The sequence below is a fragment of the Luteibacter sp. P4_D7_3 genome (genome assembly GCF_056401735.1).
The window spans coordinates 1-3315 of sequence record NZ_JBFUIT010000390.1 but is presented as its reverse complement, the minus strand read 5'-3'; the positions used below and the strand labels follow the sequence as shown (position 1 = coordinate 3315).

Annotated in this window: 4 protein-coding genes; all 4 read right to left on the bottom strand. The window is 64.8% G+C overall.

Annotation, left to right across the window (positions count from 1 at the left end; all coding sequences use genetic code 11):
* Window positions 1-351: tryptophan synthase subunit alpha (gene trpA, locus AC1DSN_RS20355; RefSeq protein ID WP_477332499.1), on the bottom strand; the 351-nt coding region annotated here is incomplete at its 3' end.
* Window positions 351-1562, bottom strand: a complete 1212-nt coding sequence (trpB, locus tag AC1DSN_RS20350) for a tryptophan synthase subunit beta (RefSeq protein ID WP_477297449.1) — start codon at window positions 1560-1562, stop codon at window positions 351-353. The genes trpB and trpA, both read right to left, overlap by 1 nt.
* A gap of 10 nt (window positions 1563-1572) precedes the next feature.
* Window positions 1573-2184, bottom strand: a complete 612-nt coding sequence (locus AC1DSN_RS20345; RefSeq protein WP_477297450.1) for a phosphoribosylanthranilate isomerase — start codon at window positions 2182-2184, stop codon at window positions 1573-1575.
* Window positions 2181-2948, bottom strand: coding sequence for a tRNA pseudouridine(38-40) synthase TruA (truA, locus tag AC1DSN_RS20340; RefSeq protein ID WP_213948129.1), 768 nt, complete (start codon window positions 2946-2948; stop codon window positions 2181-2183). Before truA ends, AC1DSN_RS20345 begins: the two co-directional genes overlap by 4 nt.
* Between the last annotated feature and the right edge of the window lie 367 nt (window positions 2949-3315).

The following is a 3315-nucleotide window of genomic DNA, read 5'->3' as shown; positions in this document are numbered from 1 at the left end:
ATCTTCGGCGAACTCCTCATAACCGTACATTTCGACCGGATTGAGATAGCCCATCAGAACGATCGGTGTTTCATCGTCGGTCTCACGGAATGCTGCGACCCAGGCAAGCACGTTGTGCAACCCGACGCCTTTGCCGATAGCACGCTCACTCGCGTGCTGGATCACCGGGCCATCGGCCATGGGGTCGGAAAACGGTACCCCCAGCTCGATCACGTCGGCGCCGGCGGCAACCAGGGCGTGCAACATCGGCACGACGGCATCGGGCAGTGGATCTCCCGCGGTGACGAAAGGAATCAGACCGGTGCGACCGGCGGCCTTCAGCGCCGCGAAACGGCGATCGATGCGGCTCATCAGAGTTCGATTCCTTCACGCTCGGCGATCGTGTGCACGTCCTTGTCGCCACGACCGGAAAGATTGACGAGCACCAGGCCGTCCTTGGGCAGTTCACGCGCGAGCTTGATGCCCTGGGCGATGGCGTGGCTCGACTCCAACGCGGCGAGGATGCCCTCGGTGCGCGCCAGCAGGTGGAAGGCCTCCAGCGCTTCGTCGTCGGTGATGCCGACGTACTCGGCACGGCCGGCGTCTTTCAGGAAGGCATGCTCGGGACCGACGCCCGGATAGTCCAGGCCGGCGGAGACGGAATGCGTCTCGACGATCTGTCCATTGGCATCCGACAGCACGTAGGTGCGGTTACCGTGCAGCACGCCCGGCTTGCCCGCAGCGAGCGAGGCGGCATGCCGACCGGTTTCGATGCCATCACCCGCAGCCTCAGCGCCCACGATGCGCACATCGCGGTCGTTGAGGAAGGCGTGAAACAGGCCGATCGCGTTCGATCCGCCACCGACACACGCCGTGATCACGTCCGGCAGGCGACCGAACTGCTCGAGTACCTGCTCGCGCGCTTCGCGCCCGACGATGGCATTGAAGTCTCGAACCATCTGCGGATACGGATGCGGACCGGCCACCGTGCCGATGATGTAGAAGGTGTCCTCGACGTTGGTGACCCAGTCGCGCATCGCTTCGTTGAGCGCATCTTTCAGCGTCTTCGAGCCTGACGTGACGGGCACCACGTCGGCGCCGAGCAGACGCATGCGGTAGACGTTGATTTTCTGGCGCTCGATGTCCACGGCGCCCATGTAGACCACGCACTTCAGGCCCATGCGCGCGGCAACCGTCGCGCTGGCCACGCCGTGCTGACCGGCACCGGTCTCGGCGATGATCCGGGTCTTTCCCATGTGCCGGGCCACAAGCGCCTGGCCCACCGTGTTGTTGATCTTGTGCGCGCCCGTATGGTTCAGGTCTTCACGCTTGAGCAGGATGCGCGCGCCGCCGACATGCGCGGAAAGGCGCTCAGCGTGATACACCGGGCTGGGACGACCGACGTAGTACTTGAGGTCGCGATCGAGCTCGGCGATGAAAGCGGGATCCTTCCGCAACTTCTCATAAGCAGCGGTCAGTTCGGCGAGTGGCTCCATGAGCGTCTCAGCCACGTAGATGCCGCCGTAAGCCCCGAAGCGACCATGTGCATCCGGGTAGGCGTGGAAATCCGCAATCTCGGTCATTGCCTTCTCGTTATCTTCGTACAGCAGAAATGAAGCGTTCCATCTTAGCCCGATCCTTAATGCCGGGCGACGACTCGATCCCACTGGAGACATCCACCGCCCAGGGCCGCGCCACGCGAATGGCCTCCGCCACGTTGTCGGCATCCAGGCCACCGGCCAGGATCAGCGGCTGCGCAAGATCCTTCGGCATGAGCGACCAGTCGAAGCGCTGGCCGCTGCCGCCCTGCTCGCCAAGGCCGTGGCCGTCGAGGAGCAGACCGGCCGCCCGTGGGAACTGCCGGAGGCGTTGAAGGGCGCCCTCGCCCTCGCCCATGGCGATGGCCTTCGTGTAGCGCACACCAAACGCAGCGCATGCCTCGTCGGTTTCGCCACCGTGGAACTGAAGCATGTCCGGACGCAGCACGCGCAGCACTTCGTCGATATACGCAGGATCATCGTCCATCACCAGCGCCACGCTCGTGATGTAGGGAGGCAGGGCGTCGCGCAGGCGCGCGGCGGCAGTCGGCTCGATGTATCGCTTGCTCCGGCGGGTCATGACGAAACCGATGGCATCGACGCCCAGCCGCGCGGCCAGCTCGACATCCTCGAGCCGGGTAAGGCCGCAGAACTTGATCCGGGTCATAGCGTCACTTCCGCCGGCAGGCCCCAATGGGATTCGTAGAGAGGGCCGATAAACGTCAGGCCTTCGGCAGGCGCCGTCGCACCGGCCACCTCACGGTTGCGGCCGGCGAGCAGTTCGGCCATCCAGCCGGCGTCCTGCTCGCCACGACCGATCGGCAGCAGCGAGCCGACGATATTGCGGACCATGTGGTGCAGGAAGGCATTCGCCTCGATCTCCACCACGACATGGATGTCTTCGCGAAACACGCGGATCGAACGCACGTTGCGGCGCGCATGCACGGCCTGGCAGGAAATGGCCCGAAATGCGGAAAAGTCGTGCTCGCCGACGATCGCCTGTGCCGCCTCGTTCATTGCTTCGGCGTCGAGCTGGCGCCGCTCCCAGGCGACGAAACGCGCATCGAGCGCAGGCCGGACGAAACGCGGCAGGATGCGGTAGCGATAACGGCGCCCGCGCGCGGAAAAACGCGCGTGGAAATCGTCCGGGACCGGCTGGGCCCAGGTGACTGCCACCGAATGCGGCAGATTGGAACAGGCGCCGAGAATCCAGCCGCGCAGGTCGCGAACCACGTCGGTGTCGAAGTGCACGACCTGGCAACGGCCGTGCACGCCCGCGTCGGTGCGGCCGGCGGCGGTCACCTCGATCGGGGTATGGGCGACGAAGCTGAGCGCCCGCTCCAGCGAACCCTGGACGGTCTTCGCGTGACTCAGCCGCTGCCAGCCAAGGAAGTCGGTGCCGTCGTATTCGACGCCAAGGGCAATACGCATGGGGCGGTTCGGTACGGTGGAAACGGTAAAGGGTAGCACCCCATCGCCGGCATAGCCGGCCCACACATGCAGAAGCCCCGGGGTGGCCGGGGCTTCTGTTCAGAGCTCGCCGATGAACCGGCTCCTTGTATCTTAGGGATGCCTTCCGTTGGGAGGTGCAGCAAGTGAGATCCCGGGGAGGCCGCCGGCTCCTGGAAGCAGAGTGATTCTGACTTCGATTGTAGAGTGGCCCCCCGCCTCATTGCCCACTGCGGAGAGTATCGAGAAGCCCACAAGGGACTTCGCATTACAAGGTCGCAGCGGCATCAAATGCGAGGTCGGGGAGCCGGGATCATTCTTGCGCTAACGCGCCGAGGATGAAAGTCAT

Excerpts from the sequence above, each read along its gene's own strand:
- AC1DSN_RS20345 (WP_477297450.1), bottom strand. The coding sequence starts at position 2,184 with ATGACCCGGATCAAGTTCTGCGGCCTTACCCGGCTCGAGGATGTCGAG.
- trpB (WP_477297449.1), bottom strand. The coding sequence starts at position 1,562 with ATGACCGAGATTGCGGATTTCCACGCCTACCCGGATGCACATGGTCGC.
- truA (WP_213948129.1), bottom strand. The coding sequence starts at position 2,948 with ATGCGTATTGCCCTTGGCGTCGAATACGACGGCACCGACTTCCTTGGC.